Origin of the sequence: Providencia zhijiangensis (genome assembly GCF_030315915.2) — a bacterium.
GTDB classification, from domain to species: domain Bacteria; phylum Pseudomonadota; class Gammaproteobacteria; order Enterobacterales; family Enterobacteriaceae; genus Providencia; species Providencia zhijiangensis.
Genome location: NZ_CP135990.1, coordinates 2,491,260 through 2,511,348 on the forward strand (window position 1 = coordinate 2,491,260; position 20,089 = coordinate 2,511,348).

The window sequence follows — 20,089 nt, forward strand, 5'->3', positions numbered from 1 at the left end:
ATCGCAAGAGTCTAACACAAAATTGCTTATTGTGACGAACATCTATATACTTTGCGTCTCTTGATTTTCGTTCTTTAACATCCCAGTGGAAAATACCCATGCATCCGATGCTTAACATCGCCATACGTGCTGCACGTAAGGCCGGTAATTACATAGCTAAAAACTATGAAGATCCTCAGAACGTAACAGTAACCCAAAAGGGTGCTAACGATTTCGTCACTAACGTTGACCGTGACGCTGAACAAATCATCGTTGATATTATTCGTAAATCTTACCCAGACCACACTATCATCACTGAAGAAAGTGGCGAGTTATTAGGCAAAGATGAAGATATTCAATGGGTAATCGATCCACTGGATGGCACCACCAACTTCACAAAACGTTTCCCTCACTTCTCAGTTTCTATCGCTGTACGCATTAAAGGCCGTACAGAAGTTGCTGCTGTCTATGACCCAATGCGTAACGAATTATTTACTGCGGTACGTGGTCAAGGCGCTCAAATGAACGGTTACCGTTTACGTATGGCTGAGAAACGCGACCTTGAAGGCGCAGTTGTCGCAACTGGCTTCCCATTCAAACACAAGCAACACGCTCCTATCTACATGAACATCATGGGCAAAATGTTTGACCAATGTGCCGATTTCCGTCGCACGGGTTCAGCAGCTCTGGATTTATGCTATGTGGCTGCGGGTCGCGTTGACGCTTACTTCGAAATCGGTTTAAAACCATGGGATTTCTTAGGTGGCGAACTGATCATGCGTGAAGCGGGCGGGATCATGACTGACTTCGTAGGTGGTCATAACTATTTAGCATCAGGTAACTTAGTCGCAGGTAGCCCACGCGTTGTTCGCGATATTCTGGCTGCAATGAAAGATGAATTATCTGAAGCATTAAAACGTTAATTTAATCCTCGTTAAATTTGCTAAAAAGGGCGCTAGTGAAAACTAAGCGCCCTTTTTATTTTGCGTTACGGTAACTCCAGTCTAAGACTGAGCCGTCACTCTTGGTCGAATAAACAGCGCAGGCACAGCCAAGAGCGCCATCAAATAAAACACGACGCCATGTTGGTCAGGCATACGCTCATAAATATACCCCACCATAATAGTAACTACCGCAAGCCCGCCTCCAGTCGCTAAGGCAGAATAAGCCCCTTGCAACGGTATAATTTCATTTTCTTTACGCGCACTAATAAATCGCATCGCAGCTAAGTGGCAAACGGTGAAGGTTCCACTGTGTAATATTTGCACAATAATTAACACAGGCAATGCAGTAAATGCCCCCATCATTCCCCAGCGGATAATCCCACACACTGCGGATAATAAAAGTAAGTTACGGGCACTCCAGCGGCGGAATAATCGATGGCTCAGCATAAAGACTATCACTTCGGCCACCACACCCAGCGACCATAAATTACCGATCACTAAATCAGAATAACCCGCTTCTTTCCAGAACAACGAAGCAAACCCGTAATAAGCGGCGTGCGCACCTTGCAATAAAGTCACACAGATTAAAAACATCAGTATATTTTTATCTGCGATCAGTTGCTTGAATGAGACTTTATTTGTACCTTCCGCTTTTGCTACTCCCGCCGGCATAATCGCAGGTTTCAACATGGCTCCCAATAATAGGGCTGCGCAGCTGATCACTAATGCGACCATTATCGAGGTATGTCCCCACACCCCAGCAAAATACCCCATTGATGACGAGCCAATAATAAAGGCAATTGAGCCCCAAACGCGGATTTTGCCGTAATCAAACGTAAATTGTTTCTGCCATGTTCCTGCTAATGAGTCCCCTAATGGCACCATAGGAGCAAAAAATAGGTTAAATCCAATCATGACAAACATCAGCCACGCCCAATGGGAGCCGAACGAAAATCCAATGGAGAAAATAAGGGAAAGCGCTGCCAGTAATCGTAATGCATTGATCAGTTTGGAAGGCTCTTTAACCTGGGGAGTGATAAACATCGCACCGAGAAAACGCGCCGCAAGTCCAATACCTAACAAAAGCCCTATCATTTCTGCATCTATTCCCTCACCTTGTAGCCACACGGACCAAAATGGTAAGAAAATACTGTAGGCAAAAAAGTAGGTAAAATAATCAATCGCTAGCCAACGCGTTGATGGAATAACCATCACTCCTCCCTTATTTTCATCTTCCCCTACTATTGAGGGGTTTAAAACGGACAACAAAAAACCCGCTTTTACCAAATGTAGAAGCGGGTTTATCGTGCTAATTCACTGCACGCTATTGGTTAATTACCATTATGCGTAAACTGGGTATTTTTTGCAGATAGCTAATACTTTCTGTTTAACAGCTTCAATGGTTGCTTCGTCATTGAGGTTGTCCAGAATATCACACATCCAGCCAGCTAGCTCGCGTGCATCTGCTTCATTGAAGCCACGACGTGTAATTGCAGGAGAACCGATACGCACACCAGAAGTGACAAACGGGCTCTTCGGATCGTTAGGTACGCTGTTTTTGTTTACTGTAATGTTTGCGCGACCCAGTGCAGCATCAGCGTCTTTACCTGTGATATCTTTGTCAACTAAGTCAACTAAGAACAGGTGGTTTTCAGTACCGCCAGACACCACTTTAAAGCCACGTTTTTGGAAAACTTCTACCATTGCTTTCGCATTTTTTGCAACTTGCTGTTGGTAAGTTTTGAACGCAGGCTCCATCGCTTCTTTCAGTGCTACCGCTTTACCTGCGATAACGTGCATCAGAGGGCCGCCTTGTGAACCTGGGAATACCGCAGAGTTCAAACGCTTATACAGGTCTTCGTCGCCGCCTTTAGCTAAAATCAGACCACCACGTGGGCCCGCTAAAGTTTTGTGTGTTGTTGTCGTAACGACGTGAGCATGTGGAACAGGGTTAGGGTAAACACCCGCCGCCACCAGACCCGCAACGTGTGCCATATCAACGAACAGGTAGGCACCGATGCTGTCAGCGATTTCACGCATTTTAGCCCAATCAACCACACCAGAATATGCGGAGAAGCCGCCGATGATCATTTTTGGTTGATGTTTTTTCGCTTGAGCCGCGATATCGTCGTAATCGATTTTACCGCTTTCATCGATACCGTAAGGAACGATGTTATACAGTTTACCGGAGAAGTTTACTGGAGAACCGTGAGTTAAGTGACCGCCGTGCGCCAGGTTCATACCTAATACAGTGTCACCTGGTTGCAGCAGCGCCATATAGACCGCAGCGTTAGCTTGTGAACCGGAGTGTGGCTGTACGTTTGCGTAGTCAGCACCAAATAACTCTTTCGCGCGGTCGATAGCTAATTGCTCAACCACATCAACGAATTCACAACCACCATAATAACGTTTAGTTGGATAACCTTCCGCATACTTATTGGTCAGCTGAGAGCCTTGAGCCTGCATAACTCGTGGGCTGGTATAGTTTTCAGAAGCAATTAATTCAATGTGTTCTTCTTGACGTTGTACTTCTTTTTCCATTGCTTCCCACAGTTGTGGGTCGTAATCTGCAATATTCATTTCACGCTTTAACATTCGCTTCTCCTGCCTCAGCAATTCAATAAGGTAACAATCAATTCAACTTAATGACTGACAGTGTAAACTCTTTTTCGTCGTTGAGATAGTCCCTAAGAAAAAATATACGCAAACGATTGCATTAATTTTTTTGCTTTCAGATACCTTTAAACAACACAAAATATAATAGCGCACATTTCAATAATACCGAGACGAATATCTAACTTTGCTAGCTACCTCTAATTTTGCGGTGAATTCCCCCACTTTTTGATGCGTTAATTATTTACATTTCCCGCTAAATATTATAAGTTGCATACAAAATACATGTTTATAAATTCATAATATTATGAAAATAATTCAGGAGTACCTGTATGCTTGACCAACAAACTATCGCCACAATTAAATCCACCATCCCTGCCATCGCAGCAACTGGCCCTAAATTAACCGCTCACTTTTATGACAGAATGTTTAAACAACATCCTGAGCTGAAAGATATTTTCAATATGAGAAATCAAACGAATGGCGATCAGCGTGAAGCCCTATTCAACGCTATTTGCGCTTATGCAGTCCATATTGAAACCCCTGAAGCGTTAATTGGCGCAGTGGAGAAAATTGCCCAGAAACATGCCAGTTTAAATATCAAACCTGAGCACTACCCAATTGTTGGGGAAAACCTGCTCGCTGCGATTGATGAGCTGCTTAGCCCAGGCCAAGAAGTGTTAGACGCATGGGGAAGAGCTTATGGCGTGCTGGCGGATATTTTCATTAACCGTGAAAGCACGATTTACCGTGAAAATGCGGTAAAGTCCGGCGGATGGGAAGGTTTACGTGAATTCAAAGTCACTAAAAAACAACCTCAAAGTGCTGTTATCACCAGTTTTGAACTCACTCCGGTAGATGGTAAAGCGGTGGCGGATTATCGTCCAGGGCAATATATTACTGTGTACCTGAATGAAAATAGTTTTGAAAATCAAGAAATTCGCCAGTATTCACTCACTACTGCGCCAAATGGGAAAACCTACCGTATTGCGGTGAAACGTGAAGAGCAAGGCACCGTTTCTGGCTTCTTACATCAAAATCTCAATGAAGGCGATATTGTTCGTTTAGCGCCACCATGCGGTGATTTTTACCTTGATGTCGAACCGAAAACGCCAGTGACTTTAATTTCTGCTGGCGTCGGCTTAACACCAATGCTCAGCATGCTTAACCACCTCACCATGCACCAACATCAAGCACCTGTGAATTGGCTACATGCTGCTGAAAATGGGGATGTACACGCTTTTAATCAAGAAGTTAGCCAGTTGATATCACAACATACCCAAGGTCATTCAGCAGTTTGGTTTAATCAACCAGCGCCACAAGATCAACTGGGTGAAGATTACCAATACCGTGGATTACTGGATTTAACACAAGTTAAAGAGAAAGTGCTTCAGCCAAATATGCAATTCTATTTCTGTGGACCTGTCGGCTTTATGCAACATGTTGGAAAGCAGTTAATTGAAATGGGTATTGCTGCCGATAACATTCATTATGAGTGTTTTGGCCCTCATAAAGTATTACCGTTAAATTAATCGCAGTTATTCATTATAGTGAATTGCTTTTAAAACTTTAGTTATAAATATTTTTTAATTTTTGCGGTAACGGACTCGCATATAAATATATTATCATCCCATGTAGGATATATTTATCCCGTTACCGCATTTTTCATTCTAGTTAAATCGCTTCTTCATCCTGCTCACCCGTACGAATACGAATGACGCGAGCGACATCATACACAAAGATTTTTCCATCACCGATTTTACCGGTTTGCGCCGTTTGCATAATGGTTTCTACACAGCTTTCAACAATATCATCTGGCACGACGATTTCAATTTTTACCTTTGGTAAAAAATCCACCATATATTCCGCGCCACGATACAGTTCAGTGTGACCTTTTTGGCGACCAAAGCCTTTCACTTCAGTCACCGTCATACCCGTGATCCCCACTTCGGCTAACGCTTCGCGCACATCATCAAGTTTGAATGGCTTTATAATTGCATCAATTTTTTTCATTTTCAGTTCCTGTTATGACCAGTTTTTACGGCCAAAACCTGAGGTAATCGGATAACGACGATCTTTACCGAAATTACGCATTGTGATCCGCGGTCCAACAGGAGCCTGACGGCGCTTATATTCGTTAATATCGACAAGACGCACAACTTTGCGAACAATTTCTCTATCAAATCCGAGCTTGATAAGGTCAGCCACAGATAAATCTTTTTCTACATAACCGTCTAAAATGGCATCTAACACATCGTAAGGCGGTAAACTATCTTGGTCTAATTGCCCTGGAGCCAGTTCCGCTGAAGGTGGTCTATCAATCACGCGCTGCGGAATTGCTGGCGATATTGTATTACGATATTTAGCCAGTTCAAAGACCAGCGTTTTTGGCACATCTTTAAGGACATCGAAGCCCCCCGCCATATCACCATACAACGTTGAATACCCAACTGCGGATTCGCTTTTATTGCTGGTCGTCAATACTAAACGGCGACGCTTATTGGACATCGCCATTAAGATCACGGCGCGACAACGAGCTTGTAAGTTCTCTTCCGTGGTATCCGGTTGAGTGCCTTCAAACATTGGTTGCAATTGTGTCATAAAAGCATCAAACATTGGTTCGATGGAGACGATATCAAACTCAACACCCAGTAATTCCGCTTGCTCTTTAGCATCATGGATGCTCATTTCAGAGGTGTAACGGAACGGCATCATAACGGCTTGAACCCGATCTTTACCGATAGCATCCGCCGCAATCGCCACAGTTAATCCTGAATCAATCCCACCGGATAACCCTAAAATCGCCCCATTAAAGCCATTTTTGTTGATGTAATCGCGGGTTGCTAACACTAATGCTTGATACACCTGCGCAATTTGAGACGCTTCAGGCTGCTTCGGCTGCTCAGTCACTAATTTCACATCTTCAAAGGTGACTGTCGCCACTTGTTCCGCAAACTCAGCCATTTGGTAGACTTGCTTGCCTTTGTTTGCTAGCACTTTCGAGCCGCCATCAAACACGAGTTCGTCTTGTCCACCCACTTGGTTAAGATAAACAATCGGCAAACCGGTACGCTGAGCATGTTCCACCAGCAGATCACTGCGAATGTGCTCTTTGTTTAAATCATACGGTGAAGCATTAATGGTGAGAACCAACTCAGCCCCCGCCCCTTTCACAGCATCAATTGGCTCGTCATACCAAATATCTTCGCAAATCAGTAAACCGAGCTGATAACCTTTGAATTCCACCACGCAGTTTTTTTCCGCTGCAGTGAAATAACGAGGCTCATCAAAAACACCATAATTAGGCAGCTCTTGCTTAAAGTAACGGGCTAATAGCTTGCCTTGGTAGAAAAATGATAATGCGTTATAAATTTCATTATCTTCGTACCACGGGTGACCCACGATGATCCCGCATTGACCGCTAGCTTGTTGTAAACGTTTTAATTGCGCGGTGCAACGCTCTTCAAAATCGTGGCGGAAGAGTAAATCTTCAGGGGAGTACCCTGTTAGAGCCAACTCAGAAAACATGACAATATCAGTATTTTCAGCCTGTTCTTCAACAGTTTGCAACATACGATCGCAGTTGCCTTCGATGTCGCCAACCAGCCAGTTAAGTTGTGCCAGTGAGATATTAAGCTTACGGCTCATAACGTGTTTGTTCTCCCTTAATCCTTTAGGCTATAAAGGTTTTATTCTTTAAAATCATTCGCTTCTAAATCGTGACGCCCAAGTAATTTATAAAACTCTGTACGGTTGCGTCCCGCCATGCGTGCAGCTTGGGTCACGTTGCCTTTGGTCATCTGCAATAATTTACGCAGATAATTTAATTCGAATTGGTTACGCGCCTCCACAAAGGTCGGTAGCGCCGTATTTTCGCCTTCCAGAGCTTGGCTAACGAGGGCTTCGCTGATCACTGGAGATGTCGTCAATGCGACACACTGCTCAATCACGTTCACTAACTGGCGCACGTTTCCAGGCCAACTTGCGGTCATCAAGCACTTCATTGCATCGCTAGAAAAACTGCGCACAAAGGGTTTATGGCGGCTCGCTGCTTCACGTAATAAATGATTAGCTAATAATGGAATATCTTCCGAGCGTTCATTCAACGCAGGGATCCGCAAGTTCACCACATTCAAACGATAATAGAGATCTTCACGGAACTCGTTTTTTTCCATCGCTTTCGGTAAGTTACGGTGGGTCGCAGAAATAATGCGTACATCAATATCTAAATCGCGATTACTTCCTAGCGGGCGAACTTTACGTTCTTGTAGAACACGCAGCAATTTGACTTGCAGCGGCATCGGCATGTCACCAATTTCGTCTAAAAAGAGCGTCCCACCGCTGGCAGCAAAAAATAGCCCTTCACGGCTACTGACAGCTCCCGTAAACGCACCTTTAGCATGTCCAAACAGTTCAGATTCCAGTAATTGTTCCGGTAATGCGCCACAGTTGATTGCGATAAACGGTTTATGAGCACGCGGGCTAACTTTATGGATAGCCTGCGCTAATACTTCTTTCCCCGTACCACTTTGCCCATTAATCAGTACACTCACATCCGATTGTGCCACCATATGCGCCTGCTCAAGCAAGCGGATCATCAGCGGGCTACGGGTGACAATGCCAGCGCTCCACTCTTCATCACTCATCGGTGAGGAAGATAATGCTAACGCTTCATCAATGGCTTTATAAAGCGCATCTTTATCAACGGGTTTGGTTAAGAAACTAAACACCCCGCGCTGCGTTGCCGCAACCGCATCAGGGATCGAACCATGAGCAGTGAGAATAATCACCGGAAGATTAGGATGGGCTTTTTGCACTTCATCAAACAGCGCCATGCCGTCCATTTCATCCATGCGTAAATCGCTAATAACGAGGTCGATTTTTTCTTTCTGGAGTAATTTTAGTGCTTCAGGCCCACTTTCCGCTGTTGAGACTTTAAAACCTTCACTGCTCAAACGCATACCAAGTAATTTTAGCAGGCTAGGATCATCATCCACCAAAAGTAAGTTAGCTGACTTACGGCCGGTCATTGTGCTTTATTCTCCGAGGAATTTTGTTCGGCTGGGGCTGGCTTCGTTTCTGTTGGCTCAGCGACAGCGGCTTCATCTTCTTTTTCAACTTCATTCGCATTTTTCTTACGAGAAGAGAGCTGGCGTTCAATATCCGTTAAGTTCTCTAACTTGCGGGAAGTACTATTAAGCTCAAAACGCAACTTGGCATTATCTTCTTTTAGACGGTCAAGCTTTGCATCCATCTCTTGCTGCATACGTTTATAACGGGCATTTGCATCTGCAAGATTGATCACTTGAACCTGCTGCTCGCGCCACAATTGCAATAATGGGCGAATTGGCGTTGGGAAGCTCAAACTATAGGTGTTGATGCTATCGAGCATTTGGCGACGTTCAGCGATTGTCGGCTCCGCTGAACCTAATAGAATGTTTTTAGTAAATGAAGTAGACCAATCATTCACTTCAATCTTTTTCGCTTCAGCACGGGCTTTGTCAGCATCCATTCTGTCCACACAGCCCATCATACGTAACCAATAGAGGGCATTTTCCTGTGAAACAGGTTCTTGATTTTCCCAGATTGATTCACAAGAAGCGTAACGGTAATCTGTGGTTTTCACTTCTGGGATAACGACTTTGGCGAGAGTTTCTAATGGTGATTGACCGTTCTTCGCCACACACCCCGTTAAAATGAGCGAGAATAAAATCATTCCCAAAGGAGTACCTACGCGGGAAGACTTAATACTTGTCCCACGGCGAATTGAGATTGTTTTTGTCTTTAACAATCTCGCTTTTGTCTTCAACAATATTGCGTTACACAATACCATCAAAAAATTTGTAGACCTGTTTTGCATTATTATTCGTTCTCTGCGGTTAAAGGCAATTCAATTCGGAAGCAAACATCCGCGGATTTATGTGGCACTAATGATAATTCACCACCCATCTGCTTAATACAATCTTGCGCGATGCTAAGCCCTAACCCACTTCCTTTGACGGCGCCTTTTCTTTGGAGGCTGCCTTGATAGAAAGGTTCAAAAATCATATTTTGCTCAGACTCAGGGATAGGCGTGCCCGTATTGGCAACCTCAATGAGTAATTTATTCCCTGTCCTGCGACTTGAGATCCAAATATTACCTGATTCGCCACCATAGTGCACCGCATTGGAGTAGATATTATCAATAACCCTTCCGAGTAAGGTCGGTTCTGCAAGGCAACTGTCCACCTTTAAGCGAACATCAGTGGTAATATCTTTCGCTCTTGCGGGTAAATTATGTGCATTAACAATATCTTCAATAAGCTTTTTCAAATCGACTTGCTGGGCAACGGGCGGCTCATCGACTAATTTCCGATTATAGTCAAGAAGCTGTTCAATAAGTTGCTGAAGATGCTTACTGCTCTGGTCAAGAATATCAACGACCTCTTTTTGCGAGCTGGTTAACGGACCTGCAACCTCATCCGCCAACAACTCCGTCCCTTCTCGCATACTGGCTAATGGCGTTTTCAGCTCATGGGAAATATGACGTAAAAACTCATGGCGCTGGGATTCTAACCAAGCCAATCGCTCACTTAACCAAATAATTCGCTGAGCAATGATCCGCAGCTCTCTTGGGCCTTTAAAGCGGTCAGTATCATTTTCCAGAGTCAATCCTGTTCCTAAACGGTTAATCATTCGCTCAATGATTTTAACCGGGCCGATAATCATACGAGTAAATAAGGTCACCAACAGTGCGCTTAGCAAGAAGAGGATCAGTGTTTGCCAACCAAATAATTGTCCTTTATTCGCAATGGCTTTTTGAAGCTGTTCACCGCGGCTAAAAATAACCTCTCGAGTTTGCTGAACGACAGCCGTATTTTGCGCTGAGAATTGCTCTAACACTTTAGTCGTAGCTTCCATCGGTTCATTATTTTCACAACTAATCGCTTTCAGCTTTTGCAGCCCAGTAAAGAGCCCTAGCACTTCAGGTGTCTCTGGCAAAATAGTTTTTTGGCGTTCCAGCATCTGTTCATAATCAGCAAACTGCTTTTCATACTGCGTCTGTAAGGCTTTATCTTGCAATACACAATACTGGCGATAGCTGCGCTCCATTTCCAGCGCGAGGCTACTCATCGCTTCACTGCGTCGAGCATCAAGCAGCGTAGTTTTATTGATATCCGCAGCCTGGTTACTCAATTGTTCTAGACTTTGATAAGCCTGATAAGCCAATACCAATAATGGTAAAAGGACTAACCAAAAAGCCATGACCACTAACTGCCGCAATGAGCGCGGAAAAAGACGCAATTTACTCAACGCATTCATCTCTTGCCTATTTATATGTAATTCAATGGTAGCAGAACTCCCGTTAATGCGAAAAGTGCTGTTTACATTGATGATAGAGAAACCAATAGACAAATAGATAGCAATGAACATGCCAAAAAAGTAACTGAAACGTGAATGATTTCAGATAAATAGATTAAATATACCATGATTGAACGGAGGGATTAATTCGATAAAAAGGATAAACTTATTAGGAAGGAATATTGATGCCCCAGAAATGGGAAGGCGGAGGGAAGAATTGCTTCTCACCTCCGCCAGCGATACTCGGCATTACACTTGAATGTCGATTTTTTGCATATGATTATGTCTTTCATTAAAGATAATCATATAGGTGGTGCCTCACTCCACGTGTCGCCCTGTGTTTGATAAAGCTCGAAAGCGAGTATCGATGATATCGGACGGTAGGCACCTTACTTTGGCATCATTCGGGTTTTATGTGGTATGTTCCCATTTGCTAGGTTTCCCCAAGCTTGGACCTACATAAGCAATTGAATGAGCAACTAACAAACATTATGCACAACCCATGCCAACTTTTCAATGGAATTTTTATTCCATTGATTTTTATATGAATTTATTTTCTTACTCATTTACATCATTTCTGAATTGCTCTGAATACAGAAAAACACCACTTACCCACCACAAATCTGTCTCCAATTTAAGACAGTGAATCCCTTCATTTTTAAATATCTTATTTATCAATAAGATAAATGTCTCCTTTTAGAGACACTAAAGATCCATGTTTGTCGCCAATATTAGACATTTAGGTTAAATCACATTCAGATAACAATGAAAGCTAGTGTGACCTAGTGATCTTATTGTTTTTTATATTGGCATAGTTAATTTATAGTTTTGATGGTTTCTCCCTTCCCTACGATACTTCAAGTTCCTAATAAAAATACCCTATCATTTATATACGGAGACTCTATGAGCTTGTCGTTATCTCACTCTTTTTCTCATCTGGAACCTGGCGTTCGATTAATTCACAAATCCGTTGGTTTTATTTTTCAGGCAGCCTTACGTGCGGCAGTAAAATTAGAGTTGGCTGAACATCTGCAAAACGGCCCTCAAACCGCTGAGCAAATCGCACAAAAAATTGATGCAAATGCCACGATGATCCATCAGATTCTACGCCTACTTGCCACGCAAAATATTTTCTCCGCTATTGATGATTGCCAATTCACGCTAACTCCGGATGCTGAATTTCTGCTAGCCGAACATCCTTATTCGATGCGAGGAGCCATCTTAATGCTTACTGACCAAACATTTTGGCTACCTTCATTATATTTCTCAGAGATGGCTCGAGGAGAACCCGTTTTTGAACATATCTTCGGCAAGTCCTTTTTTGATTACTGGGAAAAACAAGCTAACGCCGCCGATAATTTTCATGATGGCATGGCATCACTCTCACGAATTGAAATTCCATCGATCATCGCCCAATATGCGTTCCCGGAAAATAGCGTAATCGCCGATATTGGTGGTGGAACTGGAGGGTTACTCCTCGAAATATTGAAGAACAACCCCAAAACACAAGGCATTCTCTTTGATCTGAAAGCCGTGGTTGACAAACACATTCTGCATGATTTAAACGAAGATACACGCTGGACCATTGAAAATGGCTCTTTCTTTGAAAAAGTTCCTACTGCGGACTTTTATATCTTAAAAATGATAGCCCATGACTGGAACGATCAACAACTAGTGAAAATATTCAACGTCATCCGTAACGCCATGAAAGATGACTCAAAAATCCTACTGATTGATTACCATTTCCCACACAGTAACCACCTTCATGTTGGAAAATTAATGGGACTTTTATGCACCAACATCAACGTGGGTGCTGATGAACGTTCTAAAGAAGATTTTGAGCTGCTATTGCATCAAGCAGACTTAAAAGTCACCAACTTTATTAAAACTGACTGTGATTTATCAATTCTTGAAGCCCAAATAAGCTAATTCCTTTCTCACACTCGCTTTCACGGTATTTTAGCAGCGAGTGTATAGTCATTCACCAAAACCTATTTTATTTGATGGCAAACTCACTTCATCCCCAAATAAAATATTGCCATCCTATTTATTATCGCTATGATCCTGCGCGTTTCATTTCTGATGTACGTCAGAATTTTATGTTATTCCGCTAGCTTATCCATCCCTATATTGATATAAGACTGGCAAATGGTCTCCTACTTACTCTTAACATTACAATGATAAAAATAGCCCTTATTGATGACCATATTGTTGTTCGCTCCGGTTTTGCCCAATTACTGACGTTAGAACCTGACATTAGTATTGTGGGGCAATATGCGAGTGCGCAAGAAGCATGGCCACACCTAATTAGCCTCGATATTGATGTGGCAATTATGGATATATCAATGCCAGATGAGAGCGGTTTACAACTGCTAAACCGTTTACGTAAAAAAAAGCCCGAGTTTCGTACCATTATTTTAAGCATCTATGACACCCCTGCTTTTGTGCAAAGTGCACTTGATGCTGGCGCCAGTGCCTATCTCACCAAATGCTGCGGACCTGAAGAATTAGTCCAGGCGGTACGCTCTGTTCACCAAGGTGGATGCTACCTGTGTGCTGATGCAATGCGAGCCTTGCGCCAAACACCGCAACAAAAACAAGGTGTTCAAGAGCTCACTAACCGTGAGCGCGAAGTCTTTGATTTACTGGTGGCAGGTCTCAGTGTGAAAGTCATAGCCGAACAATTAAACCTCAGCCATAAAACAGTGCATGTACATCGCGCGAATGTTCTCGGGAAATTACAATGCGAAAACACCATTGATTTAGTGCACTACGCCTTAGAACACAACATCATTTCTCGATAGACAGACTTTCTTTCCAGTAAGGCAACGCCCTAACAAGGTAAATAGTAATGAACAAAGCGGCTCGTTTAGGATTACAGTCTCTATTCCTATTATTTACCTACTCACTGATTTGGGTGGGATTATGGATCATCGGCTTTTATCTCAGCCAAAATAGCTTCCAAGCCACCCTATTTCTACCGCAAGCCTTACGCCTCACCTTAATGATCCTCTTATGGCGACGCTACTGGCCAACCGTTTTACTCGCTGAAGGGCTGCTGACCTACTGGCTTGCAGAAGAACAATTACTCACTCAACCTATTTTGCTGTTATCCCCAATATTGAGCCTGCTGGTTGCGATGGTTATCCAAAATATTTGGTGGCGATATACACTTTATTGGCAACGACTGATTTTATTACTGGCTGGCGTCGCGGCCAATAGCATACTCAATGCCTTGCTGTTTGGGCTTTTATCTCAATATTCCATTAGCCAATTATTCTTAACCACATTCACAGGTGGAATTCTCCTCTCCCCCTTTGTTTATCTTATCTATGAATACTTGCATGAGCAGCACTATCATATGCTGCTCGACTACGGAACAACGGATAAGCAATTACGTACTTCATTGATTATTTGGTGTTTTCTTTTCTGCCTCGTCGGCTTAAGTGCCCAAATTTTCTTTGCCCCTGAGATTGAGCAACTGATTGTTTTATTGGTCTTTATTCCCAATATTTTTATGGCGTATCGCTATGGCTGGCAAGGTGGTGTGTTATCCGCATTACTGGGAAGCTTAATCATCACCTTTGCAAGACAGTTCCAAGGTGCTTTTGATGATCTCCAAGAGCTACAACTCTTTTTAAGCTCTCAAGCCCTGATTGGTATTGGATTAGGTATTGCAATCAGCCGCCAAAAGCAACTCTCAAGTAACTTACAACGCTACCGCCAGCGATTAGAAGAAGAACTTCACGCCCGCCGAGACTTGATGCGCCAACTCGTGCACACCGAAGAAGATGTGAAGAAAGATATCGCCCGTGAACTCCATGATGAGATTGGACAAAACATTACCGCGATCCAAATCCAATCTATGTTGGTGAAAAAAACCGCGGCTAACGATTTAAGCTATAACGCTGCTAGTCAAATTAACGAGCTGGCACTACAGATCCACCAAGCCACCCGCCATCTGTTACGCCAATTACGCCCACCCGTGCTCGATGAAATGTCCCTCGAAAACGCACTCACCCATTTAATCGGTGAATTTGCTTTCAAAGAAAACAATATTCAATGTGACTTTCATTACGGATTAACTGAAACCCCAGCCAATGAAACAGTGTTATTCACCCTTTACCGTTTAGTTCAAGAGCTACTGAACAATATCAGTAAGCACGCCAAAGCCACAAAAATCCACATCTCACTAAATCAACATGGTGACTCGATACAGCTAATTGTTGATGATAATGGTGTGGGCATCCCCTTTAGCAAACGCACATCAGGCTTTGGTTTGCGTGGAATTGAGGAGCGAGTCAGAGCCTTAGGTGGCGACTGGACGCTAACGACCCAAAGTGGTACCAAAATAATTGTTAACTTGCCCACATTTTGAAATGAAATAATGAAAAACTAGGAATTATTCTTAGTCTCCTAATACCTTATCTCATCCTTTTATTTAAAAACTTCATTACATTCTGCCAAACGGGAGAAACACAATCATGACGGGTACAAGCAAACTGGATCTGGATAACAATTACCGTTTCTGGCGTCGCCGCCTGATGTTTTCCATGATCATCGGTTATGCCGCTTTTTACCTTACCCGTAAAAGCTTTAATTTTGTGATGCCCGTTATGCAGGCAGAACTGTTTTTAGACAAAAGTGATATTGGTTGGATCGCCTCAGCATTTTACCTTGCGTATGGTCTATCCAAGTTTATATCCGGTATTTTCCATGACATTACAGGCTACCGTTGGTTTATGGGGGTTGGTCTCGTAATGACAGGGATCCTCAATATCATTTTTGCCTACTGTTTATCGTTCCCTGCACTGTTAGTCGTTTGGACGTTAAACGGATTTTTCCAAGGCTGGGGTTGGCCGCCCTGTGCTCGCATTCTCACTCATTGGTACTCACGTAATGAACGGGGCTTTTGGTGGGGACTGTGGAATATCTCCATCAATCTTGGAGGAATGGCGCTACCGCTGTTAGCGGCATTGTTGGCGACCCATTACAGTTGGCAGATGGCGCTGATCGTACCGGGAATTATTGGGGTTATTTTAGGATTATGGCTATGCCGCCAGCTCCGAGGGACGCCCAAAGAAGAACATTTACCCACGGTAGGACAGTGGCGACATGATGCATTAGAGTTACGCCAAGAGCAGCTTTCTCCCCCACAATCCATGTGGGTGATTTTAAAACAAACCATTGTGTTTAACCCAATGATTTGGCTGCTCGGTTTCACCTACATTTTGGTTTATCTCATCCGTATTGGGATAAACGATTGGGGAAATTTATGGTTAACCGAAACACACGGAAGCAATTTATTAAGTGCCAATGCCACGTTAGCGCTGTTTGAATTAGGTGGTTTATTGGGCGCACTGTGCGCGGGTTGGGGTTCCGACCTCCTGTTTCGAGGACAACGCGCACCGATGATTTTGCTGTTTTCCTTAGGTCTATTCGTTTCTGTGAATGCCTTATGGTTAATACCAATTCATCACTACGGGCTATTAGCTGCATGCTTCTTAGCCAACGGTTTCTTTGTATTTGGACCACAGATGTTAGTCGGTCTAGCTGCTACAGAATATTGTCATAAAAAGGCGGCTGGAACGGTAACGGGTTATCTTGGATTGTACGCTTATCTAGGGGCGGCAATCGCAGGATGGCCGCTCTCTCAGGTGATTGCCAATTATGGTTGGTCAGGGATGTTTACCTTACTCGCCAGTGCAGCTGCTTTGATGGGGCTACTACTGATGCCTCTTTTGATTGCCAATGTCAGCAAAAGAGAGCATTTAGCCGGTGCAGTTTCACCGACACATAATAATAGTTAATCCGAAAACGTGAATAAAGGACTGACAATGAAACTTAAGACTCTCTCTACACTCGTTGCAGCAGGCTTATCTCTTGCCGCTATTACAACCACTGCAAACGCAGCGGGTCGTTTAGTGGTTTACTGTAGTGCGACCAACGCGATGTGCGAAGCGGAAACGCAAGCATTCGCCAAGAAATACGACGTTAAAACCACGTTCGTTCGCAACGGTTCAGGCAGTACTTTAGCGAAAATCGAAGCTGAAAAACGTAACCCACAAGCAGACGTTTGGTATGGCGGAACCTTAGATCCACATTCACAAGCAGGTGAAATGGATCTGCTTGAGCCGTACAAATCCCCTAACCTGTCTCAAATCATGCCGCAATTCCAAGATCCAGCTAAACGCAAAGGTAACTACTCTTCTGCGGTTTACATCGGTATCTTAGGTTTTGGTGTGAATAAAGATCGCTTAAAAGAGAAAGGGTTACCAGTTCCTACTTGCTGGAAAGACCTGACTAAGCCTGAATATAAAGGTGAAATTCAAATCGCGGATCCACAAAGTTCAGGGACTGCCTACACTGCATTGGCAACTTTTGACCAACTATGGGGTAACGAGCAAGCCTTTGATTACCTGAAAAAACTGAACGCGAACATCTCCCAATACACCAAATCAGGTATTGCCCCTGCACGTAACGCGGCTCGTGGCGAATCTGCTATCGGTATCGGCTTCCTGCATGACTACTCTTTAGAAGTTGAAAATGGTGCACCATTAGAGTTAATCGCGCCATGCGAAGGTACAGGCTATGAAATCGGCGGGATCAGTATTCTGAAAAACGCACGTAACATGGACAACGCAAAATTGTTCGTGGATTTCGTTCTGTCTAAAGAAGCCCAAGAACTGAGCTGGAAACAAGGTCAATCCTACCAAATCCTGACTAATACCACCGCAGAGTCTTCTCCACTGTCTCTGAAACTCAAAGACTTAAACTTAATCAACTACGATATGGATAAATACGGCGATGCTGAAGTCCGTAAGAATCTGATCAACAAGTGGGTTACTGAAGTTAAAATGAGTAAATAAGATGTTGGGTGCGGTGCCTGTCGCCGCACTTTACCTGATTGACTCACGTACGACTCGCGAGCTTCGCGATTTAGTGTATTAGCTACTTACTATAAAAAATGATGCCAAATCAAAGAGTGTCTGCACCACGCAGACGGCTCCAGCTTGGCTCACTCATTAGAACGATAATATTAATTAAGTTTAAAATTATTTTCGTTATAAATCATGACATTAAATTAATGATTAACTCAATAATAATAAACTTAGGGGAAAAACAATGCCTCAGACCTTAACCCTAACAGCCTCGAAGAAAAAGGACAGTATCTTCCTTTGGATTCTGATAGCTTGGCTGGGCTTCGCTCTGCTACCCTCATGGAGCCTCGACTACGGCTTATTCGACTCAACCCAAGATGAGATCTTAGCTGCGTATGGCTGGAGCAGTGTCAATATTAGTTGGCTATGGTATTTATTGCCTTCTATCTTACTGTTAAGACCTATTACACCGGCCGATCGTAATCAAAAATCTCGTCACTATCTTGATATCGCGGTTGCCGCTATCACGGCAGTTCTCGTGATTATTACTGCTTATTTAGAGGGTAAGGGATTAGGCTATTCCGCCATCACCTTATTTATCGCCCTTGGTATGATAATGACCCACGCCCTGACTCGTTTAGAGTGGCTGGGTGGCGACCAATTTGTTATTGGCTCCCTTATCACCGTCGTCGCACTGATTGCGCTATTTATCGTCTTTCCCAGTGTGGCAATTTTTATTCCGATGTTTACTGATGGGAACGGAGATTTTGCACCATTTGCATTTGTGGCTATTTTAACTCAGTCACATATTGTTCAGGTCATCATCAACTCCATATTCCTCTCATTAGCCGTGGGTGTTGGATGTACCTTCTTTGGTTTAATCCTGGCGATTTACACCACCCGAATTGCTAAGCGCTCCGCGATTATTGGTCGCGTATTCTCGATTTTACCGATTGTGACCCCGCCGTTTGTTGTCGGTTTAGGCGTCACCTTAATGATGGGTCGTTCAGGCTATATTACTGAATTTTTAGCTACCTATATGGGGCTAGAAAATACTAACTGGCTATACGGCTTTACTGGTATTTGGTTAGCACAGGTTCTCGCATTCACCCCGATGTCCTTTATGATCCTTGATGGTGCGATTAAAACTATCCATCCATCACTGGAAGAAGCGTCATACACCTTACGCGCTAACCGCTACCAGACATTCTTCAACGTGTTTATGCCACTGTTGAAACCTGCACTGGCTAACGCCTTCTTAATTGTGATTGTGCAATCCCTTGCCGACTTCAGTAACCCGTTAGTATTAGGGGGTAACTTCGACGTTCTGGCGACGCAAATCTATTTCTATATCACCGGTTCCCAGCTTGATTACCAAGCGGCCAGTACGTTAGGTGCTTCCTTACTTGTCTTCTCATTGCTGGTTTTCTGTGTGCAATACATGTGGATTGGTAAACGCTCTTACGTCACCGTTTCCGGTAAATCTTACCGTGGTGATGTTCAGCCGCTGCCAGTTTCATTAGTCGCTACAGTAACCACTATTCTGGGTATTTGGGTGGCGTTTAACGTCTTACTGTACGGTAGCATCTTCTACGGAAGCTTCACGGTGAACTGGGGCGTGGACTACACCTTAACACTGGACAACTTTATCAAACTGTTTGGCCAAGGTTTTGATGATGGCGCATGGCCGTCACTGTTAGATACCTTGTTATATGCGGGTATCGCTGCACCAATCACCGCGATTTTGGGTCTGCTTATCGCGTATATTGTGGTTCGACAAGATTTCCGTGGTAAGAAAACCATCGAATTTACCACCATGTTGTGCTTTGCCGTACCGGGTACGGTGGCTGGGGTTTCTTACATCCTCGCCTTTAACGATACACCGTTCTATTTAACCGGAACGGCGGCGATTGTGATTATCTCCATGACCATGCGTAACGTACCTGTCGGTATTCGTGCAGGTATCGCGGGATTAGGCCAAATTGACAAATCGTTAGATGAGGCTTCCCTCAGCTTACGTGCAGGTTCAATGAGGACAATTTTCCACATCCTACTGCCATTATTACGCCCAGCGATTTTGTCGGCACTGATCTATAGCTTTGTCCGTGCTATCACCACCGTGAGCGCCATTGTGTTCTTGGTAACACCAGACACCCGCGTTGCGACGGCGTATATCTTGAACCGCGTTGAAGATGGTGAATACGGTGTGGCAATTGCTTACGGCTCTATTCTGATCGTGGTCATGCTCGCGATTATCTTCTTATTTGACTATTTAATTGGCGAAGCCCGTGTTTCACGTTCCAAAGCCAAAAATGCACAGTAATCATGGAG

15 protein-coding genes are annotated in these 20,089 nt (G+C 43.7%); 8 read left to right on the plus strand and 7 right to left on the minus strand.

Annotated elements, in window-relative coordinates:
- The first annotated feature begins 98 nt into the window (after positions 1-98).
- Complete coding sequence (suhB, locus tag QS795_RS11510) at positions 99-902, plus strand: inositol-1-monophosphatase (RefSeq protein ID WP_154602670.1); 804 nt, start codon at positions 99-101, stop codon at positions 900-902.
- A gap of 81 nt (positions 903-983) precedes the next feature.
- Here the strand turns inward: suhB and QS795_RS11515 are convergent, their stop codons facing one another.
- Positions 984-2,135 (minus strand): 3-phenylpropionate MFS transporter, encoded by a 1,152-nt coding sequence (locus tag QS795_RS11515; protein WP_286268864.1) that lies wholly within the window; start codon positions 2,133-2,135, stop codon positions 984-986.
- A 129-nt stretch (positions 2,136-2,264) separates the two neighbouring features.
- Entirely contained in the window at positions 2,265-3,518 is a 1,254-nt protein-coding gene (gene glyA / locus QS795_RS11520; protein ID WP_036949469.1) for a serine hydroxymethyltransferase, read from the minus strand.
- 350 nt (positions 3,519-3,868) lie between these two features.
- Between glyA and hmpA the strand changes: the two genes are divergently transcribed.
- Positions 3,869-5,068 carry an NO-inducible flavohemoprotein gene (hmpA, locus tag QS795_RS11525; RefSeq protein WP_286268868.1) on the plus strand — a complete coding sequence of 400 codons (1,200 nt, stop codon included), beginning with the start codon at positions 3,869-3,871 and terminating at the stop codon, positions 5,066-5,068.
- Positions 5,069-5,210: 142 nt separating this feature from the next.
- Here hmpA and glnB read toward each other — a convergent pair whose 3' ends face one another.
- The 5 genes from glnB to QS795_RS11550 form a co-directional block, all read right to left on the minus strand.
- A complete protein-coding gene (gene glnB / locus QS795_RS11530) occupies positions 5,211-5,549 on the minus strand; it encodes a nitrogen regulatory protein P-II (protein ID WP_004921424.1) in 339 nt (112 codons plus the stop codon).
- A gap of 12 nt (positions 5,550-5,561) precedes the next feature.
- The gene (locus QS795_RS11535) at positions 5,562-7,184 is read right to left on the minus strand and encodes an NAD+ synthase (protein WP_286268890.1); all 1,623 of its coding nucleotides are present in this window, start codon (positions 7,182-7,184) and stop codon (positions 5,562-5,564) included.
- Positions 7,185-7,225: 41 nt separating this feature from the next.
- The gene (gene glrR, locus QS795_RS11540; protein ID WP_154602666.1) at positions 7,226-8,566 is read right to left on the minus strand and encodes a two-component system response regulator GlrR; all 1,341 of its coding nucleotides are present in this window, start codon (positions 8,564-8,566) and stop codon (positions 7,226-7,228) included.
- On the minus strand, positions 8,563-9,252 hold the full coding sequence (gene qseG, locus QS795_RS11545) for a two-component system QseEF-associated lipoprotein QseG (RefSeq protein WP_318626502.1): 690 nt from the start codon (positions 9,250-9,252) through the stop codon (positions 8,563-8,565). The genes glrR and qseG overlap by 4 nt, the downstream gene beginning before the upstream one ends.
- 146 nt (positions 9,253-9,398) lie before the next feature.
- The gene (locus tag QS795_RS11550; protein WP_154602664.1) at positions 9,399-10,838 is read right to left on the minus strand and encodes a sensor histidine kinase; all 1,440 of its coding nucleotides are present in this window, start codon (positions 10,836-10,838) and stop codon (positions 9,399-9,401) included.
- Positions 10,839-11,780: 942 nt separating this feature from the next.
- Here QS795_RS11550 and QS795_RS11555 point away from each other — a divergent pair.
- The 6 genes from QS795_RS11555 (at position 11,781) to QS795_RS11580 (ending at position 20,081) form a co-directional block, all read left to right on the plus strand.
- On the plus strand, positions 11,781-12,806 hold the full coding sequence (locus QS795_RS11555) for a methyltransferase (protein ID WP_154602663.1): 1,026 nt from the start codon (positions 11,781-11,783) through the stop codon (positions 12,804-12,806).
- Between the two features lie 248 nt (positions 12,807-13,054).
- A complete protein-coding gene (locus tag QS795_RS11560; protein WP_286268895.1) occupies positions 13,055-13,681 on the plus strand; it encodes a response regulator in 627 nt (208 codons plus the stop codon).
- Between the two features lie 47 nt (positions 13,682-13,728).
- The gene (locus QS795_RS11565) at positions 13,729-15,255 is read left to right on the plus strand and encodes an MASE1 domain-containing sensor histidine kinase (RefSeq protein ID WP_154639215.1); all 1,527 of its coding nucleotides are present in this window, start codon (positions 13,729-13,731) and stop codon (positions 15,253-15,255) included.
- A gap of 106 nt (positions 15,256-15,361) precedes the next feature.
- Entirely contained in the window at positions 15,362-16,687 is a 1,326-nt protein-coding gene (uhpC, locus tag QS795_RS11570) for an MFS transporter family glucose-6-phosphate receptor UhpC (protein ID WP_154602660.1), read from the plus strand.
- A 27-nt stretch (positions 16,688-16,714) separates the two neighbouring features.
- Entirely contained in the window at positions 16,715-17,746 is a 1,032-nt protein-coding gene (locus tag QS795_RS11575; protein ID WP_154628982.1) for an ABC transporter substrate-binding protein, read from the plus strand.
- A gap of 256 nt (positions 17,747-18,002) precedes the next feature.
- Entirely contained in the window at positions 18,003-20,081 is a 2,079-nt protein-coding gene (locus tag QS795_RS11580) for an ABC transporter permease (protein ID WP_211886162.1), read from the plus strand.
- Positions 20,082-20,089: the final 8 nt, after the last annotated feature.